This window comes from Psychrobacillus sp., assembly GCF_056205495.1.
This window is the reverse complement of the sequence record NZ_JBAEAP010000137.1, coordinates 1-1,967: the sequence shown is the minus strand read 5'-3', so window position 1 is coordinate 1,967 and position 1,967 is coordinate 1. Positions and strand designations below refer to the sequence as shown.

General features: G+C 36.7%; 1 protein-coding gene. It reads right to left on the bottom strand.

Going from position 1 to position 1,967, the window contains the following annotated elements; translation table 11 throughout:
- Nucleotides 1–185: 185 nt before the first annotated feature.
- Nucleotides 186–1,967 (bottom strand): ABC1 kinase family protein (locus AC06OU_RS04130; protein ID WP_475854167.1); only part of this gene is annotated, 1,782 nt, incomplete at its 5' end.

The window sequence follows — 1,967 nt, the reverse complement described above, 5'->3', positions numbered from 1 at the left end:
GAAAACTAAGGACGTCACATCGTGTGACAACGTTTTCCTGACCAACATCCTGTTGGCCTAAGCCGTGCCCACGGAAAGCGTCCGTTCGTAGCGGAAATCAACTCTTCCTCGCATTACTTCTATTTTAAAAGAAAAAAGACTGTAGGCAAACTCCAAAATTTTTGGAGTTTGTCTTCAGTCAAAAATTAACGCCGGTTCATTAAACGAATAGCTTGAATTGAAAGTCTTACTAGCAATACTGCACATAGAAATAGCCCAACAAAGGCAGCAGCATTTAAATAGACTGCATAAACAGCATCAATGAATTGAGCAATAGCTAATAGTGAAGAAGAAATAATTCCAAAAGTGATGCCAACTAGTAATAATATAAAACGAGAAAATAGATTGGTTACAAATTCAGCATTATTTTTGTCGGAAAAGATATCATGGTGTAATATTATTTTTCCACTTTCCACTTTTTGAACAAGCTTATCGACCCGTCTTGGAATTTTTCGTAAAGCTGGAATCATTAAAGCGAATTCTTCCTCTAGTCGCTCTTTTGTAGCACCTGGATCTCTGAAAGGTTTCTTAAAGAGTGAACTCAAGTAATGTGAAGAATATTCCTTAGCTTCTGTAAAAATATCAAAATTTGGTTGAACTAAATGTAAAGTGCCCTCTAGCGTAACAATAGAACGTAAAGCTATACCAACCGAAGGATAAAAAGATAGTCCAAAATCTCTAACAACTTTAAAGAAGGCTTGAATTAGTTCTTCCGTTGGTATTTGTTCCACATACGATATGCGAAGAAGGATTTGCGAAAGCGCCTGTTCCATTTTGACCCGATCTATATGCTCGTGATCTTCTACAAGTAAAGTAATCGCATCATAAAGCATGTCAGCATCATTATGTTGAATCCCCATTAAAAATATCTTCATACCTTCTTGTTGGGGCTCTGCCAATCTACCAACAGCACCAAAGTCTAGCAATATTGGGGTTCCATCTGCTTTATCGATGAATATGTTCCCAGGGTGAGGGTCGGCATGGAATATCCCTGAATTTAATATTTGATCAAAAAAGGAATATAAAACTGTGCGAGCAAATTGCTCACGATCGATATTCATTGATTGAAACAAAGAATCCCCATTCGCGACACTCTGTCCGTGTGCATGTTCAAAAACGATGATACAGTCATTACTAAGCTCAGCATAAACATGAGGAATCTTAACTTCGTAGTTACTCTCCTCTAGCGCTTTTTTAATTTGTAAAACATTTCTTTTTTCGATTTCGAAATTTACTTCTTCCTTCAAATTTTGTGCAAATCCTAAGGCTAGCTCACAAAGGCCGAGTCGTGCAGCCCAAGAAGATTTATCTGTTAGCCATCGAACAAACTCTAGCAATATATTTAAATCATCTCTTATCATACTTTTAACATCAGGTCGCAAAAGCTTAACAACAACCTGTTGGTTATTATCCTTTAAGATTGCTTTATGTACTTGACCAATTGATGCAGAAGCTACTGGAATCATGTCAAAATACGAGAACATATCCTCCATTTTATACGGCAAAGACTTTTCAAGTATAGATTTTACTTCTGATTCCTTCAAAGGCTCTACGTTTTGCTGTAGCTTTTCTAACTCTTTGATAAATACTGGAGAAAATAGATCTCGACGAGTGGAAAGCACCTGACCAAATTTAATAAATATTCCACCAGCCTGCTCCAGCGTATTTCGAAAAGCAATAGCCATTTCATGATCATTATTTCTATACCTTGAGTATTTCATTGCTCTTGAAATACCATTTTTCACAGCAATTTGGATGACCTGTCGCATCCTTTTTTGCCCTCTCCATTGATTTCTTATCCTCAAAAGAAACGGCCTAGGTTTTATTCCACTTTCTTTTCGCTCTCCTGAATTCATTGGACTAAATAGCTCAAAGAACAAATACAACAGCATGGATATTAATAGCATGCTACCAATCCATATAATAGT